Here is a 25,039-nt window from a genome sequence, read left to right as displayed (position 1 = left end):
TCCTAGGCGATTGTGCCGGCGCTGAACGTGGGCTGGAGTTCGGCCCGCTTGAGACGTTTGTCGTGAAGAACTGCGACCCCGGCAGCGCCAAAGTACAGCGACACCATGGGCGCCGCGAGCAAGAACATTGAAAGCACGTCGGCAGCCGGAGTTGCGATAGCGCAAAAGATCGCGATGACGATGAGCGCAACCCGCCATGACGAAAGAATCGATTTCGCGCTCAGCACGCCGACAAAGTTGAGGAGAACAAGGAAAAGCGGCAAGACGAACGCGATGCCGACGGCGATGACCAACTTCATCACGAAGTCGAAATAGGTCTTCGCACCGATGATTGCGCTGTCTTGATTGGATGCGAAGCCCGTGAGGAGGGTCACGATGTGGGGAACGAGGAGCCACCCGCTGACCACGCCCACCGCGAACAGTGGAACGGCACTGAAGAAGAAGCCGAAGGCGTAGCGGCGTTCGCGGCGAGTCAGGCCTGGCACGAAGAATGCCCACAACTGGTAGAGCCATACCGGACTGGATACGACCACGCCGATCGTCAGTGCCATCTGCATTTTGAGGTCGAAGGCGCCGGTGATGCTGTCGTAGTTGAGCGCCGCCGTTCGTCCTTGCGTCTGAGTGATCTGCATGACGGGAACCCGCAATGCGTCCATCACGACATCGGATACGAACCAGCCTGCCGCCGAGCCGACCACAAGGGCCAGCGCTGCCCAATAAAGGCGTCTCCGGAGCTCAGCGAAGTGCTGAGCCAGCGTCATGCTCCGGTTACGCCCCTTACCGCGGGCTCGCCTCGTCGCTGTGGTCAACGGACTAGGGCTTGGACTCGGACGCGCTCACGTCATCATGGGTTGGCGTGCTACGTGCCTCGGGCACAGCCGGCCCCTTCTTCAGCTCGTCCACTTCGCCCTTGAATATGCGCATGGACTGCCCGACGCTCTTGGCGAGCGCCGGCAACTTCGGAGCTCCGAAGAGAAGCAGTACAACGGCCAGAATGATGAGCAGGTGCCATCCTGTTAGTCCACCGATCATGATGATCTCCTTTGTGAAGGTGTCGGGTGCTGCGCGAGAGAGTGCGTCAGCTGTTCTTCTTCCATGCGTCGATCTGCTTCTGCGCTTCTTTCTGGATCGCATCGATACCGGCCGCTTTGAGCTGGTTCACCATGTTGGGGACCCCGGTCGCCGGGTCGACCTGCCCGAGAACGCTCTGCGGCTTGTATTGACCGATCGCCGCTGTCACTGTCGCGATCTGCGTCTTCAGCGACGTGGTGTCGAGGTTGAAGCCCATGAGAGTGGAGATCGCGGCCGAGCTGTTCTGCCCCTCCTGCTGTTTCCAGAGCTGAGCGTCGGCCGCTTCTCGCGTGCGGTAGTACGCATTGAACTGGTTACCGAACGCCCAATCCTCGTTCGGGTTGTAAGGACTGGTCGAGGCGGTGACCCCGGCCGGAAATCCAACGACCCCCTTGGATTTGTCGATGAACTCCCAGTGCTTGCCTTCGATGCCGAAGCAGATCAGGTTGTACAACTCTTTGTCGGTATTGAGGAGCTCGATCCATTCGATCGCCGCTTGCGGATTCTTGCTCGCCGCATTGATCCCGGTCATCGTCGCATTGACGGATGCCGTCGACAGGGTCAGAGGATCGACGAGAGTCTTCTGCACGACATCGAACGGCCAGGGCGTTCCCCGATTCACTTGGTTGAATTGGAGAGCGATCTTGCCATTCGCCCAGGCCGAGTTGGCGTCGGTACCCGAAGGCGCCGTCGTCGCTGTGTACCCGGCGCGGGCCCATTTGCGCATGAGCTCGCAGGTCTCCTTGAACTCGTCCGTCTCGAACATGTTGAAGACTTTGAGATTCTTGTCGTCGGCCTTGACGGCAAGGCCGTACGTTTCCAGCGAACCGTCCCAGCCGTAGATCTCCGACCGGAAGAAGGTCGACCCGCTCACTTCGCTGTAGAGCGGCGTCACGTCGGGCTCGCCCTTCTTCACGTCAGCAAGGAAGGGGCCGAGTTGGTCGTACCGTGTGATCTTCGACGCATCGAGACCGTATTTCTCGGCGAGGTCGCCCTTTGCTACGAACCCCCACGTTTTCGGGAACAACTGCTGGTTGATCACTCCATAGACCTTGCCGTTGACCCGAACCGCGTTCCACCAACTCTCGGACATCGTGCTCTTGAGCGTCGGGGCACTCTTCGACAGGAGGCTGTCGAGGGCGAGCAGGTTGCCGTCGGAGACGTTCTTGTAATAGTCATTGAGCCAGGGAGCGGTGAAGAAGACGTCGGCGGCTGTTCCTGCCGCGAGGTCGAGGGGCATGCGTTGGCGATAGGTGGTGCTGTCGAGCGGCTCGAGCTTGACGGTGAACTTCTTGCCCCGCTTCTTGAGCAGCGCATTGATCGCGGTCTCGACCGAACCGACATCTTTGAGTGCCGATCCAGTGAAGAACTGGTAGCGGATGGTGCCGTTTGCGGCAACGCTCGTCGTTGCCGGCGCGCATCCTGCCAGCGCTAGTGTGGCGAATGCCGCCGTCGACAGGCCGGCGCCGAGAAATGCGCGACGCGAGACAGGTACCTTCATTGGAGCTCCTTTGCTGTGATGGATGGGGATGAGCGGGCCGAACGGACTATTCACGCACTCCGCCCAGGGTCAGACCGCGTACGAAGTACTTCTGCAAGAAGACGAAAGCGATGATCACCGGGCCGATTGCGAGAACAGCGATTGCCATGCGAAGGGACTGAACGGGGGTGTCTCCGACGCCGCCGAGCATGGGGTTGGTGGAGAAGGCGTCGATGTTCGACATGATCTTGTACAGCCACAGCTGTACGGGGCTGAGGTTCGCGTCGCTGATATAAAGCAGCCCGAGCCACCAGTCGTTCCAGTACATGAGCATCGTGAACATGCCGATCGTCGCGATCGCGGGTGTCGACATGGGCAAGACGACCTGGAAGAAGGTGCGCCATTCGCCAGCGCCGTCGACCCGCGCCGCCTCGATCACACCGACCGGCAGCTGCATGAAGAAGGTGCGCAGAAGGAGCACATTCCATGGCACGACGAGGTACGGCAGCATGAGGGCCAGGATGTTGTTCTGAAGGTGCAGATACTGGGTCATCAAGATGTATGACGGGACGAGTCCGCCACTGAAAAGCATCGTGAAGAGCACATAGAAGGCCAAACCTCGGCGCGGCCGGAAGTCTCGTCGCGAGAGCACATAGCCGAGCAGCGCCATGATCAGAACGGAGAAGGCCGTGCCCACGAAGGTGACGAATATCGAGACCGCGTAGGCCTGGATCAACTGACTCGGGTCGGTCAGCAGATATTGGTACGCGCGGGTGCTGAACTGTCCAGGCACGAGTGCGTAGCCGTTGTCGGCTATCGATTTCTCGGAGGAGAACGAGGCGGAGACCACGAGCACGAGCGGCGTGAGGAACGACATGGCGCACAAGAGCAGCCCGAAATGAATGATGAGCTGGCCGACTGTCGGCGCTTTGGCGGGAACGGCGACACGCTGCGTACGCTTGCGCCGTTTCGCGGGCGCGACGGTGGGAGGCGGATTGAGTATCTGAGTCATCTGTCTTCCTAGAAGAGTGCTCTGTCGGGATCATTGCGTCGTACCAGCCAATTGGCGATGATCACGAGTGCGAATCCGACGATGGCCTGGTAGAAGCCCGCAGCCGACGCCATTCCGACGTCGCCGAGTGAAGTGAGCGAGCGATACACGTAGGTGTCGATCACGTCGGTGGTGGGGTACAGGAGAGTGCTGTTGTTCGTCACCATGTAGAACAGCCCGAAGTCGGCGCGGAAGATGCCACCGACCGATAGCAGGAAGTTGATGATGATCAGTGGCATCAATGAGGGAATCGTGATGTGGCGGATCTGCTGCCATTTGCTCGCCCGATCGATACGGGCGGCTTCGTAGAGTTCCGGACTGATCGCCAGGATGCCGGCGGTATATACGATCACCCAGAAGCCCACGTTCTTCCATACGGAAACGATCGTGAGGATGGCGGGCCAGAAGCCCGGCTCGCCATACCAATTGACCTTCGGCAGCCCGACGAATTCAAGCAGGTGATTGATCAGGCCGTTCGCAGGATCGAGGAACGCCAGGGCGAAATAACTCACGACCACCCATGAGAAGAAGTGCGGGAGGAAGAGTACCGACTGGTAGAACTTGCCGAGCCACGCCCAGCGGTCTCGCACTTCGTTGAGCAGAATCGCGATCAGCAACGCCACCACGAGATTGGCCAGAATGAACAGCGAGTTCATGAACACCGTGTTGACTGTGATCCGCAGCGCGTCGTTCGTTGCGAACAGGTACTCGAAGTTGCTGAACCCGACCCATTGACTTCCGAACAGACCGGTCGACGCCTTGTAATTCTGAAAGGCGATGAGGAGTCCGGCCATCGGAATGTATTGGAATACGAAGATGACAGCCAGGGCGGGGAGCGCCATCCACCAGAGCGTGAGGCTCCTGCCGAAAAGGCGCACCCGCACGCTACCGGGGCGCCGACCTGCTCGCGGCGGTGTTGGTCGCAGGACCTGAGGTGCCGTCTCCTCTGGCGCGCCCGTGGTTTTCTCGGCCGCCACCGTCATGCGAGCGGGCCGAGTGGGATGAGAGGGACCACAATGTTCCTTACAGAATCGTCAAAACGTCGTCGTGCCAACGGGTCGTGCTCAATGGAGTGTATAGCTCGCAAAGGTATGATGTCTACTCTGTGACGAATGATATCCTAGACAGAATGATCCCCCGTCGCAGCCCGCGACGACGACAGCCGGGAGGCCCCTTGTGACGCTCCAGACAGATGACCGCACGCCCGCCGCGAGTGCAGGCCGCCTCGATCATCGCCTCAACCGACCGCAGAAGCTCGTCCCCGCAGTCGTCGAGGCGCTGGTCGATCGGATCACCTCTGGCGAGTTCCCGGCCGGTAGCTTGCTGCCCAAAGAGTCCGACCTCTGCGAACAGTACGGCGTGAGCCGCACGGTCGCGAGGGAGGCGTTACGCGTGCTCGAGGAAAAGGGTCTCATCAAGATTCATCAGGGACGCGGAACAATCGTGACGAGCATTGAGTCGTGGAACCTCCTCGACCCCCTTGTCATCGCAGCGCAGGTTCGCTTCGACCGGACTCTCGACACCCTCGACCAACTCGTCACCGTGCGCGCCGCCATGGAGGCCGAACTCGCCAGGATCGCCACCCAGCGCATGACCGACGAATTCAAGGACGACCTCACTGAGGCCCTCGGCCGGCTTGCGGACAGCGTCACTGTGGGCTCGTCGTTCGTCACGTACGACCACGAGTTCCACGACATCATCCTGCGCGCCTCCGGCAATCTGTTCGGCACCCGCATCGTCCACAAGGTCCACGAGTGGGCGGTCATCAATGCGACTGTCACCGATCCGGAACGCTTGCGGTCGTCGCTCGACGAGCACCGCAGAATCCATGACGTGATCCTCTCCGGCGATGCCGACGGCGCTTACGCTGCAATGCGCCAGCACATTCTCACGTCATGGGAGAAAACGCGCTCCACGATCCCGGTGGAGCGCGTTTGAACCCTATGCGATTGCCTGCTCCGGCAGCCGCTCCCATCCGATACCGGGCTCTTCGGGGGCGACGAGCTCCGCGGATGCCGTGAGCCGTGCATCCTGACGCACCGGATTCGTCGTCACCAGCGACTCGTAGTAGGTGGTGTTCGGTATCGCCATGCAGAGATGCTCGTTGGCGAGCCCGGCACCGTGGACTTCCGCCCGCATCTGAAAGGAGTCCGCGAGATGCGCGATCCGCATCGCGCCCGTGATACCGCCCTTGAATCCTGAACTCGTGCGCACCATGCTCGCTGATCCGCCCATGATGAAGTCGGCGACGTTGAGGTGCGCACCCTCCGTCACTTCTGCGACGAGCAACGGCACATCGACGCGCTCCCCGAGCCATTTGTACGATGTCACGCTGAACTCGCGCATGGGCTCCTCGTACCAGAGGTAGTCGACCTCACTCAGAGCACGACCCAGGTACACGGCGTCGTTCAGATCGAAACCGGCGGAACCGTCGAACATGAGCGGAAAGCCCGGTCCGACATGATCGCGCACAGCCTGCGACAACTGGGCATCGCGCCGGGCGTCACCCCAAGCGTGGAGCTTGACCGCCCTGTACCCGAGGTCAAGGCACTGATCGATCACGTCGAGGTATTCAGCGATCGACCCGAATGTCACCGTGCTTGCATAGGCGGGGATCGATCGACGGAATGTGCCCAGCAGACTGTGCACCGGCATCCCTGCAGCTTTTCCGGCCAGATCCCAGAGTGCGATGTCGACCGTTCCGAAAAGTGGCGTCGGCATGTATTCGAGCCTGTTCACTTCCCACATCCGGTGCCAGAGGTACTCGCGAGCGAGCGGATCCTGGCCGATCAGCTCGGTCGCGAAGTGCTTGTCGACCAGGTCTTGCATGCGCCGCGGGTTGTCGATCGCCGCGTAGCCGTCGATCCCCTCATCGGTCGAGATGCGCAGAAAGCCCGATTGCCCCACCCACGACCGACGCGGCAGCCCGTCTCGCCACGGCAGAGAGCTCCTCGTGGCGCTCGGGCCATGCTCGACCGTGACCCCCGTGATTCTCATGAAGCGCTGATCTCGCGTTCGACCATCGGGCGCAAGACGGACATCCAGCGGTCGTAGCCCTCATCGGTGAAATGGACACCATCCGTGGTCAGGGGTCCATCGAGTTCGACGCCGTCTGCCGAGAAGACGGGCCACACGTCGAGGTACCCGTGTCCGAACGCGTCGGCCAACGATCGATATCGATTGTTCAGCTCGCGCAGCGGAGCGGCCCATTGGGCCTGCCGCGGCGGCGCAGACTGCACGATGACCGATGCCGACGACTCGAGCCTGAGCCGCGCCAGAATCTGCGCGTACCCCGCCGCGATATCGATCGTGGTGAGATCGGGTTGTCCGATGTCGTTCGTCCCCAGCATGAGGACGACCAGGCTCGGTTCGAGCTCGATCACCGCATCCAATCGCTTGAGAACATCGGAGGCCTTGTTGCCGCCAATGCCGAAGTTGCGGGCGTCGAGCTCGGAGAACCACTCGTCCCATTTGCCCCCATACGTGAGGCTATCGCCCAGAAATACGACCGGTCCTGTCATTGCTTGCTCTCCTCTGTTGTGTTCGTCATCGGCCCAGCGCCGATGACGGATAGTGAATACACCTGTTCGGCCGTTCCGCCGAAGAACTGGTTCTGCTCGTGGTCCGACAGCTCCGCGGCCAGTGACGCGAGCGTCTCGAACACGGGTTGATAGCCATCGAAGGCAACCGTGATGGGCCAGTCGCCTCCATACATCAGGCGGGAAACACCGAACGTCTCGAGCGCGGCATCCCAGGCGGGGCGCGCGATGGCCGTCGTGAGCGAGCTACCCTCGGGCAGCGTGTTACGCAAACCCGACACCTTTGCGAACACATTGGGTCGCATGGCGAGACGAGCCAGCGCGTCGCGCCACGCTGTGCGCTTCGCTTGTGAGCGGTCCGCGAGGGGAGGCTTACCGAGATGGTCGAGGACAATCGTCAGCTCGGGGACGGCGTCCGCCAGCGCCTCGACATCGTCGAAGTGGCGCGGCCAAACGGCGGGCACGTCGAAAGCGAGCCCTCTTTCGGCCACGTGGAAAAGAGTGTCGCGTACCGATGCTCGCTCGAGAAATGAGTCACGGGTCGCGACACGGATGCCACACAATCGGTCATCGACACCCAAGGCGTCCAGCACGGCGAGTGACACTGCGGGGTGTTCGATCGGCAGCCACCCGACCACACCGGCGACCCACGGGTACCTGCGTGCGCACGCAAGCAGGAATTCCGTGTCCCGCGCGCTTTCATCGGCCTGGACGACTACCGCCGCATCGATGCCGGCACGATCCAGTTCGGCTCGCGCGTCAGCGGCGCTGAAGGTCGCATCGAGTGCACTTCCCTTGGCGATCCAGTCGTAGCCGCCATCAGTGCGATCCCAAAGATGGAGGTGCGCGTCGATCCTCCTAGACATTGGCGATCAGCTCGAGTTCTGCGAGACGCGTCCACAGCCCGTCGGGCACCGATGTATGCCATCGCTCGACATTCTGCGCGATCTGGGCGTCGTCGTCGGCACCGACGACGACGGCCCGAACGGCCGGATGTCGCTTGGCGTAGTGAATTGCTGCCGTCGGCAGATCGACCCCGAACTCGGCGCACACGATTGCTAGCCTCCGAGCCCGCGAGACCACATCAGGCGAGGCTGGACGATACGCATAGCGCGCGGAATCAGTCGGTGTTGTCTCGGCCAGAATGCCGGTATTGAAGACGCCGACGTTGACGACTCCGACGCCGTGGACGAGGCATAACGGAAGAAGCTCTCGCAGCGAAGACTGCTCGAGCAAGGTGAATCGCCCAGCGAGCATCACCAGGTCCAAAACTCCTGTTCGGACGGCCCCTGCGAGAACGTCGACATCCGTCGAGCCCACGCCGATCGCTTCGATCAGGCCTTCATCACGGAGCTCGACCAGCGCATCGATCGCCGTCTCTAGGGCGTTAACTCCGTCATCTGCGCCCTCATAGAAGTCGGGATCGTGAAGATACGCGATGTCGATACGCTCGAGCTCCAGCCGCGTCAGCGAGTCCGTGATGCTGCGCCGGATGCCCTCTGGCGAGTAGTCCCACACACGCTGCAACTCGCCGCCCGCATCGGGCATCAGCAGTCGCCCCACCTTGGTCGAAAGAATCAACTCGTCACGCGGGCGTGCGCGGAGCGCGCGACCGAGGCGTCGCTCCGACACTCCGAGGCCGTAATGCGGTGCCGTGTCGAAATAACGGATGCCGCACTCCCAGGCCCGGTCGACGAGATCGTTCGCCTGATCATCGGTCATTGCCGGAGCGCCGAGCGCGGCGGCACCGTATCCGATCGCCACGGGGCCAGGTTTATGCTCGCGCGTGCCGATCTCGATCACCTCAGTCGCCGCCGACATGGCATCCTGTCTTCCTTGACGGCCGATTTAGTGAGTCCGGCTGCTAACTCAACATAGATCTTATATGTGATGACACAGCATTGCCAAGCCCATGCGGGCCATCAAAGTTGGAATGCCCGCCCCGGTCACTGCAATCGAGCAGGATTCGAGAAGCGAAAGGCAGTACGCCGACTCAATACTGGTGTTAGCTCACAGACAGGAAGGAAACCAATGGCTACGACCACATTCAACAAAGAGGAAAAGGCCGCCATCAAGGCAGCCATCGCCGAGAAGAAGGCTGCGCAGGAGGGCGCGGACGCTGCGGCCGCGTGCGATGCTGCGATCGCCGCAATGACCGGGACCGACAAGGAACTCGCGGAGGCATTCCACCAGCTGGTCAAGGAGAACACCTCGCTGGCTGCGAAGACCTGGTATGGGATGCCGGCCTATGCAGACGCCGACGGCAAGACGGTCGTCGCCTTCAAGCCGGGATCGAAGTTCAAGATCCGCTACGCGACCCTCGAGTTCCAGCAAGCGGCGACACTGGACGACGGGAACCTGTGGCCGGTCGGTTTCGCTCTGACCACATTGGATGACGCCGACAAGAAGCGAATCGCCGCCATCCTGAGGGCGGCAGTGGACCATTGACCACGTGAACCCGGGGCCTCGTGCATGGGAAGATTGCTGGTTTCATCGCCCCATTGAAGCGCTGTCCCGGTTGGCTTCCCACTCCCGTCGCAAGGCGTAGCCGGAGCATCGGCGCGTTGCCTTCGAGCTCGTCGACCGACACGATGCCGGCGTGTGGGTCGCTCGCAACGGCGATCCACCAGGCCGCAGCACCCGGCGGCGCGTAGAGATTCGCATCCAGTCGTTGACCTACGGCGTCCTCGCTCAGTGTCGACGCGGAGTGGAAGGGCCAGACGCTCGCACTGAGGAAGTCGATAACACGGCCGCGATCGTCGGGCAGCACCAGCTCCCGCAGCTCGACATTCACCCCGCAACCCTAGCGGCACAGCGCGGGCTGCTCTCCGGTCGGGGCCATTATTTCCATTCGTCCTCAGGGATGCCGATGGAGAACTTGCCGATGACGGTTGTGCCGTCGGACTCGTAGACAGGGATGTAGCCGGTTCCTTGGAAGGTACCGAACTGCGACCTGAGCACGAATCCGTCCTTCCCGTTCGTGGCACGTGCGCCAATCAGTTGCGGGCACCCATCAATGTTGCATACCCCGTAGGTCTGGCCCTTTGCATTCTTGCCCCACGGCGTCATCGATGAGGTTGCGTACTGCCCGGTGACCGTCCATGTCGTTCCGGGGTCGGCCGTGATGGTGATCGACGTGCTGCCGGGAGGGGGGAGGAGCGCGTCCTTCATGTGCCACGGGTGGACCCGGCCCTGAGGATCAACTGAGCCACCGCCCGCGCAGTAGAACGTGGCGAAGCCGGGGGGACCGCTCTTGTCTTGTGGCACGGCCTTGATCGAGATCGTGCCCTGCGGGTTGCCGCATCGGACCGTGACGATCACCCTGGTAGCTCCCTTTGGCACTGGCCCGAGCTCAAGGGCGCCTGTCCCGGTGTGAGTCGTCGAGCGGACGCCGCCCACGGGAACGACGGTTGTGGAGCCCGGGAAGGCGTTGACAGCGATTGCCGCGCCGGTGGAAACGCCGGCGACCACGACCGCGGCGATGCTGATGGAGAGTATCCGAACGCGGCGCTGGTGACGCTGCAGACGGCTGCGCTTGGTTCCGATTGCAGCAAGTTCTCCTCGAACCGCGCGGGCGACATCCGGGTGCATTTCGGGCTCAGTCACGATGGGCTCCCTTCAACAATCGGACGGACATCGGGGTTGAGGTCGTGAAGCTCGACGCGGAGCCGGGTGCGGGCCCGGTGGAGACGCACCCGCGCGTTGGCGGCCTTCAGTCCGACTGTCTGCGCCGCCGCCGCGACTGGGAGTTCTTCCAGGACCGTGAGAACGAAGAGTGCGGCATCCACCGGCGCCAGCCGGCCGAGCGCCTCCGTGAGCCGCCGGCTCGTCTCCAACTGTTCGGCATCGGGGCCGGCCACGGACAGCGGATGAGGGATGTCGCGGAGCAGCGCCCGGTAACGCGCCGTGCCCCGGCGGGAGTTGCGCGAGAGGTTGACGGTCGTGACCAGCAGCCACGGGAGGACCGATCCGGAGACGAGAGGCACTGAGCGACGCTTGCGCCACAACTCAAAGAATGCCGCTGCAGCGATATCGTCGGCGTCGTGCACATCGCCCAGGAGGGCGAGCGCGCGTCGATAGACCCGGGCGTGGTGCAGGTCGAAGAGTGCGGCGAACGCGGCGCCGTCATCTCGACGCGCTCGTTGCCACAGCTCGTCCTCGTCATCCATCACATACATGAATGTCCGCCGCGGCCGCTTTTGTTACACGCGAGGTCGCAATTCATTGAGACCCCTTTCGGCGGCGAACCCGCTCAGCTCGGTCGACGGCGCACCCGATAGCGCAGGTGAAGCACCCGGTTGCCCTGGATCACCGCGTCGGGATCCTCCAGCACCTGCTGTGGGTGGGCCGTCCCGAAGTAGCGTTTGCCGGACCCGAAAACGACGGGTACGACGTCCATCCGCACCTCGTCGACCAGGTCCGCTGCAAACACCTGTCCACCGACGTCGCCGGCGGCGACCTCGACGATGCGGTCGCCAGCGAGCTCCTGCGCTGTGGCCACGGCTGCCTCGATGCCGTCGACGAAGCGAAACGGCGCCTCGGGGTCCCAGCCCGCAGGCTTCGGCCGGTGCGTCACGACGACCACGTGGTCGACCCCGCTCGGAGGCTTCCCGTCCCAGCCGTCCGTCATGTCGAAAACGTGGCGGCCGACGATCGTCGCCCCGATCTGGTCCCAGTACGGGCGGGTGTAGTCGTAGGACGCCTGCGACACCTTCACCTCGCCGCTCTCGTCCAACGGGACGTCACCGCTGAGCAACCAGTCGAACAGCGGTCCGGGCTGGTCGTTCTCGTCCGCGACGAAGCCGTCCACCGACACCGAGCCGTACATGACCACCGTGCCCACGGGGCTCTCCTTTGCTTTGGGGCCCCATATTAGCGAGTTGCGAGTCGATGCTTCTAGGCGACCGTCGTGGCCGCGACAGCCGGTGCATCCGCAGTCTTCTCGTCGGCGCCTTTGATCACCCAATACACGACCACCAGCGCGAGCACACCGACCACAGGCGCCAGGAAGCTGGCGTACGGCACGCCGAGAGAGGCGTGCCCGACCGAGAACACTGAGACGTCCCACAGTCCGTGCAGCAGCATCGCCCAGATCAACGACCCGGTCACCCGACGCACGATGTAGAACGCGGTGCCGGATGCGAATGCGAGGAGCACCTGCGGGAGTGTGCTGCTGAGCGGTGCCCCGAGGGCGGCATTGACGAGGTGCATCAGGCCGAAGAGGACGCTGGAGAGGAACCATGCCCATCCTTCGTGCAGCCGCGACCGGAACGCGGTCAGCACCAGACCGCGCGTCATGATCTCCTCGTTGAAGCCGACCAGGATGCCGAGCGAAACCAGCGCGAAGATGAACGACGCATCGAACTTCGACCAATCTGTGCTGAAGATGTTCACCAGAGCCACCACGGCCATGATGATCGGCACGAAGATCGGCCATTTGTGGTGCGAGCGCTTCCGCTCGAACAGCGCGGGCCGCCACCATCCCAGCGCCGACGTCGTGATCACCAGCAGCACAGCGGCGACGGCGAGATCGACCACCGCACCCTTCCAGGTCTCCTCTGCCGTGGCACCGATTCTGGTATACGGAACGCCCATCAGTTTCGTGACGAGGAAGACCACGAAGACGTAGCCGATCCAGATCACGAAACCCATCCAGAGACGAGGGTGGATGCGCATGCGTTTGCCTTTCCTAGGAGGAGACGGGGTCAGCCGAAGAAAATGCTTGTACGCCTTCGAACCTACCGGGCAGCGGCGTAATCGCAAGTACCTCGATCGGCTAGATACTTTCTACGGCGGGGACTTGACCGCAAGCTCGACCCGTAGGTGCTCGCCGGCCTGGAACGGGACCCGCTCGAGAACGCGTGAGCTCGTGGTTATGCTCGGCTGCGTCGCCTCCTGATCAGGACCACCACGATCACGATCGCTACAACGGCTCCCACGATCACCAATCCCAACCACCCAGGCGTCAGGACGGTAAGCGCCGTCGTGTCGTCGCACGACTGGCCGCTCGGCGGAGCTGTCGCGCACGAGGCCCACACGAGAAGCGGAGACGACATCATCATGCAGACAGCATGGCAGCCCGCCGCGACCCCGTACGCCGTGGCCTTCGATACACTGCGGCTGTGACCACCCCAAAGGCGCGGGATCGCGCGGCGAAAGATGCCCGGCGTGCGTGGACGACGGGCGGGATCCTGCTCATCGTGTCGTCCGTGCTCCCCCTCGCGGTTCCGGCGTCGGAGTTCTCCCTTCCGGGAGGCGGTCTCATTCCTTCAGCCTGCTTCTCGGCCGCGGTGCTGATCTTCGCGTTCGGCCTTCGCGGCTCCGGCAGCGTGACGGGGCGACGCCCTCTCGGAACGACGGCCCTCGTCGTTCTCGCCACCTGGACCTTCTTGTGGCCGTTCGCGGAACAGGCTCTCGTCGCCCCGCTCGTAATCGACGGAGCGACCTGGCTCACGCTCACGATCGGGTACACCGGCTCGCTCGTCACGTTCGCTGCCGCGCTGGTCGCCGCCGTGCAGATCGCCCGCTCCGAAACGATTCGCCGACCGTGGAACTGGGCACCCGGGTGGGCCCTCGCGGCCGTCACCGCCGTGTGGGTGGTCGGCCAGCTGATCTTCGCGAAGGCATCGTCTGGCGGCGACCTTTCGTTCGTGTTCTGGCTCAGCACCCTCGGCGGTCTCATCAACATCGCCGCCGTCCTCTTCCTCGGCGTCCTCGCCGTCGTTCTCGCGTACGGCTCGAGGCAGGCACGGACCGTGCCGATCTTCCGCTCGGACGAATGAGCCGACGGCGAACGTCATGATCGCGCACACACGTTGTGTGAATTAGCGCGACGCGGTCGCTGCCCGCGGGTGCCGGCTAGAGGAGCAAGTCGAAGACGCGGGTGGCCTTGTCCCAATGCTCGGTCTGCGGGTTCTTCAGCTTTTCGTCGAGGATTCGAAACGTCCGAGCCAGCGCCACACCGAGACCGCCGGCTATCTGCGGAAGCCTCTCCTCGGTCTCATCGCTGTAGGCGAGGTCGAGTGGAGGCCGCCTGGTCAGCTGTTCGAGGATCGCGTCCAACGACACGTCCTCATCGATCGCCTCGAACGCGTGGATGGATTCCTGCAGACCTTTCGTGATCGGCAGGTCCTGCGGTTCGATGATGTCGCGGGCGTTGGCCTTCGCGTTCGCCACGCCCCGCAGCAGCAGGTCGTAGATCTTGTCGTTGACGAACTCGTCGAAGCGCCGCACATCGTTCTTATCGATGTCGAGACTGGCGGCCTGGCGGAAAAAGCGTTCGAACTTGGCGATACCGAAAAGTTCCATGTGTCAGTGCTCCTGATGTGCCTGAATAACCCGTGGGAAGGCACAACGCTGTCAACGTACTCCGGCCACGCCGCGCGGGATACCTCTTGCGGTCTAATCGCGGGCGATGAATCAGAAGTCAGGTGCGTTCGAGCCCAGGTGACGATCTCTAAACTCGATCACATGGTCGACAAGCTCAGCGACGCCTACTCGCGCCGAGCGGCGGAATACATCGAACTCTTCGGCTCGATGAGCGCAGTGCATCCGTCAGATCGTCAGCTTGTGACGACATGGGCCAGCGGGATCAAGGGAAGCGTCATCGATGCTGGTTGCGGTCCCGGCCAGTGGACGAACTTCCTCGCCGAACTGGGGCTTCCTGCCCGCGGCACGGATTTGGTGCCCGAGTTCATTGAACGCGGCCGCGCCACCTATCCCGAGGTGCAATTCACGATCGGCAGCCTCGACGCCCTCGATGCCGTAGACGGTTCGGTTGGCGGGATTCTCGCCTGGTACTCACTCATTCACCACGAGCCCAGCGCGATCGCCGGCCCCCTCCTCGAGTTCAACCGCGCGCTCAAGTCCGATGGCACTCTGCTCATCGGATTCTTCGAGGGCCCGGTGGTCGAGGAGTTCGCTCATGCGGTCGCTCCGGCATACCGGTGGTCCGTGGACGACCTCAGCGGCGAGCTGACCGCGGCCGGTTTCGACGTGGTCGAATCGCACGTGAGGAAGACTTCCGGCCAGCGTTCGCAGGCTGCGATCATTGCACGACGCGGAGTCGCAGCCTGAGCGACGATGCTACTGACTGGGCGGGGTCAGCAGACCTAGCCGCATCATGATCGCGAATCGATCCGGTACGCCCCAGTGCTCGGCGATACGGCCGCCCTCGATTCTGGCGATATCGATGACCGTGAAGCGCACGGACAGACCGGTGGGCGGCCCGAAGAATGGGCCGGTATTGGTACCGGCGCCTTCGGCGCGCACCCAGATCACATCGTCGTGCTCGGCCCAGTCCTCGATCGAGAACTGAAGGTCGGGCAGCCCGGTGTGGACCTGTGTAATCCCCTGCTTGACCTTGGCGATCGCGGCGGCCCCTTCTCCGGAGAGACCGAACTGATGCTCGATGAGATCAGGCGAGCAGAGTTCGTCCACTACTTCTAGCCTCCCTTCTCCGAAACCCTCGTGCAGCATCCGCTCCATAACGCGAAGGGCGGTCGTTGGCGTCTGTTCGATTTGCATGATGACTCCTCGTAGCGGCGGACCGCAGTTGTGGTGCATTCGCTGCAGTTATACTGCAGTCGATGCAGCACTAGTATCGATCTCATGGATGCCCACGTCAAGACCCCTCCGTCGTCCTATCGACAGGAGCAGGCACAGGCGACGAGGGTCCGTATAGCGGACGCTGCAAAACGGCTGTTCGCACGGGACGGCTATGCCGTCACGAGCATCGATGCGATCGCAAGAGAAGCGGGTGTCGGCACGCGCACGGTCTACGCCGCGTTCGGTGCGAAGAGGGAGATCCTCAACCTCATCTGCGAGGGCTGGCTCGAGCGGGCCGACGCCAGGGCGCTGGCACGGGAGATCCTCGAGTTGCCGGATGCGGCACAGCGCGTTCGCGGAGCCGCGCGGTGGCTCACGGTGCTCTACTCGACCGACTTCGACGTCGTCCGCATCCTCGACGCGGCAATCGATGAAGACGCAGAGACACAGGTGATGCTGCGGTCGAAGTTGCGGGGTCGCAACCGGGTGATGGATGGACTCGTCGCATCGGTCGAAGGAGATCTGACCCTGCCGTTGCCAGAGGCTCAGGCGATCTACCGGGCGCTCGCAGCGACGGGCGTCTACGGCGAACTCGTGATAGGCGCAGGATGGACCCCTGCGCGGTTCGAGGAGTGGCTGGCCGCGACGCTGACCGCACAACTCCTCACGGTCGGCTGAACCCGAGGGCCCGCCGGACGGAAGTCCGGGTCTCCTGGCTGAGCGCCCGGGCCTTGTCACCCGGGGCGCTGCTGTGGAATGCTGAACCTCGTGATTCTCTAGCAGCGATTCCCTTCCTCCCCACGACCGTGGGTGAGTCGATCGATCCTGCGAACAAAGAGGTTTCATGTCTTCTTCAGATCCCACCATCACGCTCTCGGGCTTCACCATCGAACCGCTCGTCGTCCCGGTCAGCATCGACGCAGCGGATGCGGCGGACTTCATCGCCATGGCCGCGGTGCGGAGCGCCGTCGAGGCGGAGCAGCGCGGCCACGCCGGCGAGGTCATGACCGCGGCCGAACTGTTGCCGGACTGGAAGGACGAGTCGAAGCCCATGGCCGGACTCGTCGCCAAGGTCGGCGGCCGCGTCGTCGCGCGAGGGAATCTGGCATTGCCGGACGGTGCGGAGGAATGCTGGGGCGCAATCTCCGTCCTTCCCGAGTTCCGTGGCCGCGGCATCGGCTCGGCGCTTTACGGCGAGCTGGAGCAGATGGCTCAGGAGGCCGGTCGCACGACCATCCAGAATCAGACGACCTACCCGGCAGGCGTCGAGGGCGAGGCCGTCCCCGCACCAACCGGCTTCGGGTCGGTGCCGCTCGATCTCCCCTCGACCCGGTTCCTGCGACGTCAGGGGTTCTCACTCGAACAGGTGGGGAGTGTCAGCGCTCTGCCGCTGCCCCTCGACGCGGACGCGTTTTCCGCTCGCCTCGGCGAGGCGGTCACCGCAGCCGCCGGCTACCGGACGATCACCTGGCAGGGGCGGACACCCGAGGAGTGGGTCGAATCCATCGCGCTCCTGCGCACCAGGATGAGCACCGACGCTCCCAACGCCGGCATTCAACTGACCGACGTCTGGACGGCGGAGCGCGTCCGATCCGTCGACGACCTCTGGGCCGAAAGCCCCCGCGTCGCATTGACGTCGATCGTGGTCGACGAGGCGACAGGACAGGCTGTCGGGTTCACCGAACTCGACGTGTCGGCCGAGTCCGATCGGCCTGCCGAGCAGATGGACACCCTGGTTCTGCGCGAGCACCGCGGACGCCGACTCGGGATGCTGCTGAAGCTCACCAACCTCCGCGAACTGGCCGCCCGGTTCCCCGCCTGCGAACGCGTGGAGACGGTCAACGCCGAGGAGAACCGCCCCATGCTCGAGGTCAACGAGGCGATCGGCTTCGCCGCGACCTGTTTCTCCGCGCGATGGCGCAAGAACCTCGGCGGATCAGAGCGGGTCGCGACGGGCGCCGTCGCGTTTGTTGAATAGGTCGCAGCGTGAAGCTTGCTGCCTCCGCAATTCCCAGCGCTTCGGGAACGGCGTCTGACTGGTGGGCCGCGCCGCTCCCCGCTGAGGGGTCACTCCGTAAGATCGCGGCCACCGCTAGACCCGGGCAACCGTGACGGCAGCGTGGTGCTACACACCGCGGCAGGCGAAAATCACGATCTAGGCAACGCGACGAGGGCGGGTCGCCGGTCTTGTTTAATGTAATCATTTCGGTTACATTGGGTCCCGCCTGCGAAAGGGGACGACCTGATGTCGAACGAATTGCACTACGAAGTGAAGACTGAACGCCGAGAAGGCGTCACCCGAGATCTGCCGGAAGGCGACGCCGACCTGCGCTGGGTGGCGAACACCTCCACCCTCATCTGGGGCGAGCGCGACGCTGTCCTGGTCGACACGTTCACCACCGCCGAGCAGAACGAGCGCCTGATCGAGTGGATCCGCGCACACGGGAGGACGCTCACAGCGGTGTATCTCACGCACGGCCACGGCGACCACGCGTTCGGTGTCGGGGCGCTGCGCACAGCGTTCCCGGATGCCCGCATTCTGGCCACAGAGGGAACGATCGCCGAATTGCGCATCCAGGCCGAACCGGCGTACCTCGCCGGGTTCTGGGAAAAGCTGTTCCCCGGCCAGATCCCTACGGTCGAGTTCCCGCAAGCTCTCGACGTCGACCACTTCGACCTCGAGGGAAACGAGCTGAGCGTGATCGAGGCGGGCCATACCGACACAGAGGGAACCACCTCCCTCTGGGTGCCGAACCTCGGCTTGATCGTCGGCGGCGACGTGGTCTACAACGCGACGTACCCCTACCTTGCCGAGACGACCCCGGAGACTCGGCAGAACTGGATCGCTGCCCTGGAACGGCTGAAGGCGCTCCACCCGAGCTTCGTGGTCAGCGGACACAAGCAGCCGCAGAACGGCGACTCCCCGGCCGATATCGACGCGACCATCCAGTATCTTCAGGACGTGGACGAGATAGCAGGGACCTCGGCAGACGCCCTCGACTTCTACAGGCAGTTGCTCGTCAAGCAGCCGGGACGAACGAACGTCGGCTCCGCGTGGGCGACGGCGAAGCTCATCAAAGGGGCGCCGGTCGGCGGGCAAAGCGCATGAGCGCGAACTCCCGACTGACGCTCGCCATCCATTCGCTCGAATGGGTCGAACTCCACGCGAGGCTCAACGACGGCGCAGCGACTTCAGACGGCATCGCAGGCAGCGTCAAGACGAACCCGGTCGTCATCCGGCGGCTGCTGGGCCGCCTCAGAGAGGCCGGCCTCGTCGTCTCACAGCGCGGAGGGAATGCAGGCTGGGCACTCGCCCGGCCCGCCGACGAGATCACCCTGGCCGACGTGCGGCGCGCCCTCGACGACGGGCCGTTGTTCGGCCTGCACACCTCGCCACCGTCCGAGAACTGCCCGATCGGCCGCAGCATCCGGGCCACCCTCGGCGAGGTCTACCGCGAAGCAGAGCGCGCAGCCGACGAACAGCTGGCCACCGTCACCATCGCGGCATCTCTGGATGCGACGCTCGCAGCGTCCAACTACACCGTGGCAAACACCGCAACCGCTACGCCCTGACCATCCCACCGGCACAAGCGGCGATATGTGCACTGCCGACCCAACGACCCCAGGCGAAGCAGACAACCTGCCGTCAACGATGGAGTTGCTGCATGCGGAGGCGTTGACACGGGTACCGGCATGGCCATACGTTGGTGCCGTTCGCCCCAGACCCCGGCGCATCTGCAGATCCCGGGAGGCACCAATGGGAGAACAACCTTCGACACGCGCAGCCGGTGGCCCGCTGCCCACCCTCGACACGGCCGACACAATCGTCGTGACCCCTCTCAGCGCGGGTGTGTGGCGTGTATCCGACACCCGTTTTGCAGAAGACGACGCCCAATCGCTCGTCGGCTTCATCGAGCTGCGCGAATCGAAGGTGGAAGTAATGCTGATCGGCCACGGATTCACGTGGTCCGTCTTCTCGACCCTCTCTGACGCCGTCGTCTTCATGCGAACGGCCGGCGAGGTCCTCAGCGATGCCCGCAGCCACGGACCCTTCGCTGCGCTCTACAGTTCGTCCATACATTCCCGGGCTGCGGCGGTGGCGTCGTTCGGGTCGGCTGTCGCCACCGCACACTGAAGGCCCGGTCACTACGTTCGAAGCCCGCAGTGACCGGGCCGGTCGCATCGCCCCCGCACGAGCGTCAATAGGATCTGATTGCTCAGCCCCCTGGTTTTGACCCCGACGCGCATTGGTTTGGCACTGAACAGCACCGCGTCCCGCCGGTCACCGCCCTGGCACGAACGTGAAGGCGAACCAGTAGCGGGGTGTAGTGTCCGCTCTCTATCAACCCTCCTCGGGAAGACCTGATCAGCACTTGCATCTGTTTCTCCGGTGCACCCTGTGCTTGACTGATTGGATACCGGGTTTCCCAGCGAAGGGCAGCCGTATGGGAAGGCGTTCGATCCTCGCAGGTGGCGTGGCGGCGTGCCTCGTCACAGCGGGCGTGCTCGCCCCGGCTCTGGCGGCACATGCTGATCCGCCGACGGGCGGGTCGACGGTCGTGACCGAGACGTTCACCGGCGCCACGGTCCCGGACCCGGCCTGGACGGTGCAGGGAGACGCATGTCTGACCGGCGCAGCCTCGGGGTCGACGCCGCCGCCTGGCTCGGCGCAGATCCCGAGCGAGTGGTTCTGCTTCAGCAACCCCAATGGATCCGCAATACGATCGTCGCAGTTTTCAGTTCCGCCCTGGATTTTGCCGTGGGCTATATTGTCGCTACGGGATGCGTCGCTTCGATATTTCTTGGTGCGCTCCTCTGCTCCTCTTTGGGTCTGCGCTCTCCGGGACTCTTTCAGGAGGTTTGGCCGCCTACATGAACGGTGGCGACGTCATCGATGGTGCGAAAGCTTCCCTCCATAACCCGTTCTTTTGGGTAAATTCGCTTACGTCTGGAGCTCCTAGTGGCTACTACCCACACTGACCCATTGTTGCGACAGCGACGCACCTACACCCTCTTGATTTGGACAATTGCTGCGTTCTTGGCAGTGGTCGTCACGTTAGTGCTGATAGTCGTATCGACGGGAGGTCCGAATCTAGCGTTTCTTATCGTGATTTTTGCGGTCGCCGGCGGATGGGTAGTGGGAAAGCTTGTTGTGAAATTGCGTGCTCTGCCCAAGCGGGATCCCGACTCCACTCACCTGGCTAACAACATCAACGACGCAGACGCGTAAACCCTACGGACACTAGTGCTTACAGCATCCACGTCTCCGACGCCTAGGACGCGTCTCACTGCGGGACGGGGTCGGCGGTCGATTGTTGTCGTGGTGTGATTCACCTGGTTGCTTGATGCCGTCGCGCTGAGCATCGCGATCGGGTGGTCAACTGGCCGCGGGAGGTCGATGATCTCCGTCGCACGCACGGCACCCCGGTATTCGGATCGTCCATGTCCGCCCTCCAGCGCTGTGTACAGTGTCCGCATGTCTCATGAATCGGTCGCCGTCACGCCCATCCGCGTCGCTAGTCTCCTCGTTGGGGAGGACGAGAGGCTGCCGGTGTACGTCCACCTCATCGACCATCCGGAGGGGCGGATCCTGGTCGATACCGGGCTGACGCACCTCCAGCCTGCGGTGGCCGACATGGACCCGGACCTCGATCCCCTCGACCGGCACGACGAGCTGGACCTCGATAGCATCACCGCGGTGGTCAACACTCACCTGCACTTCGACCACTGCGGCGGCAACCACCTGTTCGCCGGTCGACCGATCTACGTGCAGCGGCAGGAGCTTGAGGATGCCCGCACGTTGGACGATTACACGATACCGGACTGGGTCGACGCCCCCGGCGTGCAGTACACGGCCGTGGACGGCGAGTACGAGCTGCTGACGGGCGTCCGGCTGCTACCTGCTCCCGGCCACACCCGCGGCTCCCAGATCGTCGTGATCAAGACGGGCGAGGAGCCGATCGTGATCGCCGGCGACACCGCGGTGTGGTTCGGGGAGCTCGACGAACCCAGCACCGACGGGCAGCGGCTCATCCTGTCCCTCCACCCCCGAGAAGTGGGGCTTGCACACGCAGACGAGCCTTGGCGACCGGCCGACTAGTCTCGCTACAGTTCTCGGGGTGACGACCAGGGCGAGGTCGTCAGGGCCACGGCACCGACCCTCGTGGGGGCGGATGGCTGGCCTGGGTTGTCCGGGCGCCCGGCTACTCGCGCCTGCGCTGGTCGGCGTTGTCGCGCTGGTCGTCGTCGTGTTGGTTGTGGGAGCGCACTCGCTGGCCTGGGTTGTCTGGGTCGCCCGGCTGCTTGTCGCCATTGGTGCCGTTGTCGGCGCTGTGCTGGTGGTGGCGCCGCTGGAAAAGTGGGCGGCTCCAATGAGGGCACAGAGAGCAAACGCGCCTCGCCGGTGTGCACGACACAACGCGGATCAGCTGATTGGCCCGCCGCTATCGCGACGGGACTCCCTACCTAGTCTCGCGACCAGCAAGTGCATGCACTTCCGGGTCTGCGCGCTCTGGCGATATTGGCCCGACCGTCCTCGGTGAACGGATCGACCATGAAGACCTGGCGCACAGATCCCGACCCTGCCCACGTCAGGTTTAGGACGACGTCGGGCTGATTTCAGTACCGCCGCAATGCGCTCTGGATGGTCCACCATACCTGGATACAGAAGTGCAATCGTGGCTGCGTCGAATGCAAGCTTAAGCGCTTGCTGAGCTGCCGTCGTCTCACGAATCCGTGCTGACCGTACGTGCACCTCGAACAGATGCATTCCAACGGTTTGCGGTGGCGCGAGCTCCGGCAGGGCCGCCAGAAGCGTGCTTACCGCCGCCGCAAGAGCGGATACATCCGCTACATAGTCGAGCGCTGTCCCGAGCGAACGCTACACCCCCGCAGCCCTTCCAGCCGACGAGAACTCAAAAAGAGTGGACTGACTCACGTCTGTGGCGGCCGCGATTCCATCGCACGACGCAGAGCCGACTCCACAGACAGAGCAAAACAAAGATAAACGAACCCCAGACCTAGCACATGGGAATCACGAACAACGGAGACGAGCGAAGAACCATCGCATAGACGATAGAGCGGATGCACGTAGGCACTTTGAAAAGTGGCTTCTAAAATCGCCGTCACAAAAGGCGTCGCGTGTAAACCCAGTTACACCCCCATCTCAGGCTCGTCGCCTCTCGAAGAGCCTCCAGGCTGTCTCACCTGCGCGCCGCCAGCGCGCCAATCGCTGTGCGAAATCGCAATTCATGAGTATGGGGACACTTTTCGCGATCAGACCGAGACTTACGCAAACTGGCCGCCTACGATCGGCAGCGTATCCAGCGGGCGCGCACGTCTGCAGCTATCGCCGCGCGCAACGAGGTACTAGCCGCAGAGCGGCGCGCCGCCGACGCGGTCGCTGCCCTGGAGAAACGATGGAGCAGCCGCGCCGACGCCCTCAAACTGTTGAGCAAGGTCGGACGGGCCATCGGTCTCCTCCGCAGCGAGGAGGACCAGCTGCGGACCCAGCGCGACGAACTCATCGAGGCGCTCCGCTCAACCGGCGAGAGCTGGAACTCTCTTGCATCCCGGACCGGTCTCAGCCGCCAGGCGCTCATCAAACGGCGCGCCGATGCCGGTGGTCGGATCTAGGGTTCAGCCATGGGAAGCATCACTCCCTACAACACGGCGGCGGGCCGCCGCTACCGCGTCCGCTGGCGCGCCCCAGACCACGCGCAGAAGGAAAAGCGAGGCCTGCGGACCAAGCATGCCGCAGAGATCTACCTAGCAACCGTGCAGACGAAGATCGCGACCGGCGAGTACATCGACCCGGCCCTGTCTCGCGCAACGGTCGGCGAGAGGCAGGAATCGTGGCTCAAGGCTCGCAAAGCCGCCATGAAACCCTCCGCGTACCGCCCGCTCGAGATCACATGGCGTCTTCACGTCGCACCTCGATGGGAGACCGTCCGACTAACCGACGTCGCCTACAGCGATGTTCAAGACTGGCTGACCGCCCTCGCGGAGAAGCGCAGCGCCACGGTCACGCTCCGCGCCTACGGCGTACTCGCCGGCATCCTCGACGTTGCTGTCCGAGACCGGCGACTGCCCAGCAACCCCGCACGAGGGGTCGTACTCCCCCGCAAGAACAAGAAGCGCCACGTGTACCTCTCACACAAGGAGGTCGAAGCTCTCGCGATCGAGTCACGGAGCCACGGCACACTGGTTCGGCTGCTCGCCTACACAGGGCTCCGCTGGGGCGAAGCCGTCGCTCTGCGAGTCGATAGCGTCGACGTCGAACGTCGCCGGCTCCAGGTCGACGAGAACGCGGTCATGGTCGGTGGCGACCTCGTTGTCGGAACACCCAAGTCCCACAAGCGCCGAAGCGTTCCCTTCCCCGAGTTCCTCGTCCGGCCGCTCGAAGAGTTGTGCGCCGGCAAACCCAGCCGGGCACTCGTGTTCGGCGACGGCTTCACACACCAGCGCCGACCCGACCAACGCAAGGGCTGGTTCGTCTACGCCAAGAGACGCTCCGGAGTCCCAGAGGACCTCACAATCCACGACCTTCGCCACACCGCTGCCAGCCTTGCGATCGCATCCGGGGCAAACGTCAAAGCAGTCCAGCGGATGCTCGGACACGCCTCAGCGGCGATGACACTCGACGTGTACGCCGATCTCTTCGACGACGACCTGGATTCCGTTTCGCTAGCTCTCCACGACGCCAGGGCACGATCGCTTTGAGTGGTAGTATCGAATTCGACACTAGTTGGAGGTGAGCCATGAGCATCCAAACTTCTCTCAAACAGGCGCGCGTTCGCGCCGGTCTTAGCCTCACCGACGCAGCCAAGCAGAGTGGCATCCAGCGTTCGAACATCGCCGCGATCGAGAACGGCCGCCGCGACCCCACCGCCTCCACGATCGAGAAGATCGCGCGCGCATCCCGCGTGCGTCTTATCCCCGTCAAAACCGACGGCCGCACTTCTGTTGCAGAGGCCTCCACCGTACTGGCCGATGCCGTTCGTCAGAACAACGTTAGGCGCGCTTATCGCGTGCTGGTGCAGGTCGCCGATGACCTCACCACACCCGACCCGGCAGATCGTTTCGTCCTCGCCATCGAGCCGCCGGCTCGCATCAGTCCCGAATGGGACGCGGCCCTTGCGGGCGTAACCGAATGGCGGCTCAACGAAGCCCGCCTTCCGCTTCCGAGCTGGGTTGCCCAAGAGCGCGGCAACCGGGGCTGGGACTGGACACCTCCTCTGTCCGCTGCCGCCGCCTCTATCCCGGTCAACCTCGAAAATGTCCCTGAGCCCCTTCGCGAGCGTGGCGTGCTCATCGAAGCCGACGAGCTGGCCAGCGTATGACGAACGCTTC

Annotated in this window: 29 protein-coding genes; 14 read left to right on the top strand and 15 right to left on the bottom strand. The window is 63.6% G+C overall.

The features are described from left to right. Positions 1-2: 2 nt before the first annotated feature. The 5 genes from tatC to ACFVV0_RS17970 are packed head-to-tail and all read right to left on the bottom strand — an operon-like array spanning position 3 to position 4,585. Entirely contained in the window at positions 3-761 is a 759-nt protein-coding gene (gene tatC / locus ACFVV0_RS17990) for a twin-arginine translocase subunit TatC (protein WP_387066195.1), read from the bottom strand. 52 nt (positions 762-813) lie between these two features. Then, positions 814-1,032: a twin-arginine translocase TatA/TatE family subunit gene (gene tatA, locus ACFVV0_RS17985; RefSeq protein ID WP_387066192.1), complete on the bottom strand. Its 219-nt coding sequence runs from the start codon at positions 1,030-1,032 to the stop codon at positions 814-816. Positions 1,033-1,078: 46 nt separating this feature from the next. Then, complete coding sequence (locus ACFVV0_RS17980; RefSeq protein WP_387066189.1) at positions 1,079-2,572, bottom strand: ABC transporter substrate-binding protein; 1,494 nt, start codon at positions 2,570-2,572, stop codon at positions 1,079-1,081. Positions 2,573-2,618: 46 nt separating this feature from the next. After that, on the bottom strand, positions 2,619-3,563 hold the full coding sequence (locus ACFVV0_RS17975; protein ID WP_387066187.1) for a carbohydrate ABC transporter permease: 945 nt from the start codon (positions 3,561-3,563) through the stop codon (positions 2,619-2,621). A gap of 8 nt (positions 3,564-3,571) precedes the next feature. Beyond that, positions 3,572-4,585: an ABC transporter permease gene (locus tag ACFVV0_RS17970; protein ID WP_387066185.1), complete on the bottom strand. Its 1,014-nt coding sequence runs from the start codon at positions 4,583-4,585 to the stop codon at positions 3,572-3,574. A gap of 193 nt (positions 4,586-4,778) precedes the next feature. Here ACFVV0_RS17970 and ACFVV0_RS17965 point away from each other — a divergent pair, with 193 nt between their 5' ends. After that, on the top strand, positions 4,779-5,540 hold the full coding sequence (locus tag ACFVV0_RS17965; RefSeq protein WP_387066183.1) for a FadR/GntR family transcriptional regulator: 762 nt from the start codon (positions 4,779-4,781) through the stop codon (positions 5,538-5,540). A gap of 3 nt (positions 5,541-5,543) precedes the next feature. Here ACFVV0_RS17965 and ACFVV0_RS17960 read toward each other — a convergent pair whose 3' ends face one another. The 4 genes from ACFVV0_RS17960 to ACFVV0_RS17945 are packed head-to-tail and all read right to left on the bottom strand — an operon-like array spanning position 5,544 to position 8,962. Beyond that, positions 5,544-6,599 carry an enolase C-terminal domain-like protein gene (locus ACFVV0_RS17960; RefSeq protein WP_387066181.1) on the bottom strand — a complete coding sequence of 352 codons (1,056 nt, stop codon included), beginning with the start codon at positions 6,597-6,599 and terminating at the stop codon, positions 5,544-5,546. Further along, entirely contained in the window at positions 6,596-7,123 is a 528-nt protein-coding gene (locus ACFVV0_RS17955; RefSeq protein WP_387066179.1) for a GDSL-type esterase/lipase family protein, read from the bottom strand. Before ACFVV0_RS17955 ends, ACFVV0_RS17960 begins: the two co-directional genes overlap by 4 nt. After that, the gene (locus ACFVV0_RS17950; RefSeq protein WP_387066176.1) at positions 7,120-8,007 is read right to left on the bottom strand and encodes an amidohydrolase family protein; all 888 of its coding nucleotides are present in this window, start codon (positions 8,005-8,007) and stop codon (positions 7,120-7,122) included. Before ACFVV0_RS17950 ends, ACFVV0_RS17955 begins: the two co-directional genes overlap by 4 nt. Further along, on the bottom strand, positions 8,000-8,962 hold the full coding sequence (locus tag ACFVV0_RS17945) for an aldo/keto reductase (RefSeq protein WP_387066173.1): 963 nt from the start codon (positions 8,960-8,962) through the stop codon (positions 8,000-8,002). The genes ACFVV0_RS17950 and ACFVV0_RS17945 overlap by 8 nt, the downstream gene beginning before the upstream one ends. 210 nt (positions 8,963-9,172) lie before the next feature. Between ACFVV0_RS17945 and ACFVV0_RS17940 the strand changes: the two genes are divergently transcribed. Next, positions 9,173-9,589, top strand: a complete 417-nt coding sequence (locus ACFVV0_RS17940; protein WP_387066171.1) for a hypothetical protein — start codon at positions 9,173-9,175, stop codon at positions 9,587-9,589. A 393-nt stretch (positions 9,590-9,982) separates the two neighbouring features. Here ACFVV0_RS17940 and ACFVV0_RS17935 read toward each other — a convergent pair whose 3' ends face one another. From ACFVV0_RS17935 to ACFVV0_RS17920, 4 genes are all read right to left on the bottom strand, one after another. After that, positions 9,983-10,747, bottom strand: coding sequence for a hypothetical protein (locus tag ACFVV0_RS17935; protein ID WP_387066169.1), 765 nt, complete (start codon positions 10,745-10,747; stop codon positions 9,983-9,985). Then, positions 10,744-11,310 carry an RNA polymerase sigma factor gene (locus tag ACFVV0_RS17930; protein ID WP_387066167.1) on the bottom strand — a complete coding sequence of 189 codons (567 nt, stop codon included), beginning with the start codon at positions 11,308-11,310 and terminating at the stop codon, positions 10,744-10,746. Before ACFVV0_RS17930 ends, ACFVV0_RS17935 begins: the two co-directional genes overlap by 4 nt. Positions 11,311-11,393: 83 nt before the next feature. After that, the gene (locus ACFVV0_RS17925) at positions 11,394-11,984 is read right to left on the bottom strand and encodes a dihydrofolate reductase family protein (protein WP_387066164.1); all 591 of its coding nucleotides are present in this window, start codon (positions 11,982-11,984) and stop codon (positions 11,394-11,396) included. Positions 11,985-12,037: 53 nt separating this feature from the next. Then, positions 12,038-12,817 (bottom strand): CPBP family intramembrane glutamic endopeptidase, encoded by a 780-nt coding sequence (locus tag ACFVV0_RS17920; protein ID WP_387066161.1) that lies wholly within the window; start codon positions 12,815-12,817, stop codon positions 12,038-12,040. A gap of 309 nt (positions 12,818-13,126) precedes the next feature. On the opposite strand from ACFVV0_RS17920, the gene ACFVV0_RS17915 reads away from it, so the two are divergent. Both ACFVV0_RS17915 and ACFVV0_RS17910 read left to right on the top strand, forming a co-directional pair. Beyond that, positions 13,127-13,267: a hypothetical protein gene (locus ACFVV0_RS17915; protein ID WP_387066158.1), complete on the top strand. Its 141-nt coding sequence runs from the start codon at positions 13,127-13,129 to the stop codon at positions 13,265-13,267. Further along, positions 13,264-13,923: a hypothetical protein gene (locus ACFVV0_RS17910; protein WP_387066156.1), complete on the top strand. Its 660-nt coding sequence runs from the start codon at positions 13,264-13,266 to the stop codon at positions 13,921-13,923. The genes ACFVV0_RS17915 and ACFVV0_RS17910 overlap by 4 nt, the downstream gene beginning before the upstream one ends. A 76-nt stretch (positions 13,924-13,999) precedes the next feature. On the opposite strand, the gene ACFVV0_RS17905 is transcribed toward ACFVV0_RS17910, so the two are convergent. Further along, positions 14,000-14,449, bottom strand: a complete 450-nt coding sequence (locus ACFVV0_RS17905; RefSeq protein ID WP_387066153.1) for a DUF1931 family protein — start codon at positions 14,447-14,449, stop codon at positions 14,000-14,002. On the opposite strand from ACFVV0_RS17905, the gene ACFVV0_RS17900 reads away from it, so the two are divergent. After that, positions 14,450-15,217 (top strand): class I SAM-dependent methyltransferase, encoded by a 768-nt coding sequence (locus ACFVV0_RS17900; protein WP_387066150.1) that lies wholly within the window; start codon positions 14,450-14,452, stop codon positions 15,215-15,217. Between the two features lie 9 nt (positions 15,218-15,226). Here the strand turns inward: ACFVV0_RS17900 and ACFVV0_RS17895 are convergent, their stop codons facing one another. Further along, on the bottom strand, positions 15,227-15,667 hold the full coding sequence (locus ACFVV0_RS17895) for an ester cyclase (protein WP_387066147.1): 441 nt from the start codon (positions 15,665-15,667) through the stop codon (positions 15,227-15,229). 84 nt (positions 15,668-15,751) lie between these two features. Between ACFVV0_RS17895 and ACFVV0_RS17890 the strand changes: the two genes are divergently transcribed. The 9 genes from ACFVV0_RS17890 to ACFVV0_RS17850 all read left to right on the top strand — a co-directional run bounded on the left by ACFVV0_RS17890 (position 15,752) and on the right by ACFVV0_RS17850 (position 25,029). Beyond that, complete coding sequence (locus ACFVV0_RS17890) at positions 15,752-16,366, top strand: TetR/AcrR family transcriptional regulator (RefSeq protein ID WP_387066145.1); 615 nt, start codon at positions 15,752-15,754, stop codon at positions 16,364-16,366. Positions 16,367-16,532: 166 nt separating this feature from the next. After that, positions 16,533-17,666 carry a GNAT family N-acetyltransferase gene (locus tag ACFVV0_RS17885; protein WP_387066142.1) on the top strand — a complete coding sequence of 378 codons (1,134 nt, stop codon included), beginning with the start codon at positions 16,533-16,535 and terminating at the stop codon, positions 17,664-17,666. Positions 17,667-17,933: 267 nt separating this feature from the next. Next, entirely contained in the window at positions 17,934-18,797 is an 864-nt protein-coding gene (locus tag ACFVV0_RS17880) for an MBL fold metallo-hydrolase (RefSeq protein WP_387066140.1), read from the top strand. Further along, on the top strand, positions 18,794-19,261 hold the full coding sequence (locus tag ACFVV0_RS17875) for an Rrf2 family transcriptional regulator (protein ID WP_387066137.1): 468 nt from the start codon (positions 18,794-18,796) through the stop codon (positions 19,259-19,261). Before ACFVV0_RS17880 ends, ACFVV0_RS17875 begins: the two co-directional genes overlap by 4 nt. A gap of 184 nt (positions 19,262-19,445) precedes the next feature. Next, positions 19,446-19,823 (top strand): hypothetical protein, encoded by a 378-nt coding sequence (locus ACFVV0_RS17870; RefSeq protein ID WP_387066135.1) that lies wholly within the window; start codon positions 19,446-19,448, stop codon positions 19,821-19,823. Between the two features lie 1,341 nt (positions 19,824-21,164). Beyond that, positions 21,165-21,788 (top strand): MBL fold metallo-hydrolase, encoded by a 624-nt coding sequence (locus tag ACFVV0_RS17865; RefSeq protein WP_387066132.1) that lies wholly within the window; start codon positions 21,165-21,167, stop codon positions 21,786-21,788. A 1,349-nt stretch (positions 21,789-23,137) separates the two neighbouring features. Beyond that, positions 23,138-23,323 carry a hypothetical protein gene (locus ACFVV0_RS17860; protein ID WP_387066129.1) on the top strand — a complete coding sequence of 62 codons (186 nt, stop codon included), beginning with the start codon at positions 23,138-23,140 and terminating at the stop codon, positions 23,321-23,323. Between the two features lie 9 nt (positions 23,324-23,332). After that, entirely contained in the window at positions 23,333-24,409 is a 1,077-nt protein-coding gene (locus ACFVV0_RS17855; protein ID WP_387066127.1) for a tyrosine-type recombinase/integrase, read from the top strand. 38 nt (positions 24,410-24,447) lie between these two features. Beyond that, complete coding sequence (locus tag ACFVV0_RS17850; RefSeq protein WP_387066124.1) at positions 24,448-25,029, top strand: helix-turn-helix transcriptional regulator; 582 nt, start codon at positions 24,448-24,450, stop codon at positions 25,027-25,029. The last annotated feature ends 10 nt before the right edge of the window (positions 25,030-25,039 follow it).

Origin of the sequence: Leifsonia sp. NPDC058230, from assembly GCF_042882245.1 — a bacterium.
GTDB lineage: Bacteria > Actinomycetota > Actinomycetes > Actinomycetales > Microbacteriaceae > Leifsonia.
This window is presented reverse-complemented; position numbering and strand designations above follow the sequence as displayed.